Source organism: Anaerotignum faecicola (genome assembly GCA_024460105.1).
Taxonomy (GTDB): domain Bacteria; phylum Bacillota; class Clostridia; order Lachnospirales; family Anaerotignaceae; genus JANFXS01.
In genome coordinates, this window is record JANFXS010000531.1 from 1 (window position 1) to 395 (window position 395).

A 395-nucleotide genomic window follows, 5' to 3' on the forward strand; every position below is an offset into this window, starting at 1 on the left:
GGCATAACGCACTCCCGGCAGTTCCCTGACAACCTGAGGAATCCCCGATACGGTTCTTCCGGTTGTCGGAACAATATGAATGCCTCGTCTCAGGCATTCCGTCAGCGCCTTTTTGTTACGGGACGACAGACGCTTCTGACTGTCCAGAAGCGTTCCGTCTAAATCAAGTGCAATTAATCTGATATCCACAATTCATGCTCCAGTTTACTGTTTCTTTCTGCTCCCTACAGGTTAAGTTTCACGCAGAAATGATGGGGTACAGCGGTATGACCACCGCTCTCAATTAGTATATAAAATGTTCTTCTTTCAGGATCAGAAGGCCGTCCTTATCATATTTGGAAGAAAAGATTCCTTTGACACGCTTTCCAAAGGATGGTTTTTCAGCACGGTCTGCC

1 protein-coding gene is annotated in these 395 nt (G+C 46.6%); it reads right to left on the reverse strand.

The features are described from left to right. A partial coding sequence (locus NE664_15250; GenBank protein ID MCQ4727988.1) for an HAD hydrolase family protein occupies positions 1-192 on the reverse strand: 192 nt, incomplete at its 3' end. Between the last annotated feature and the right edge of the window lie 203 nt (positions 193-395).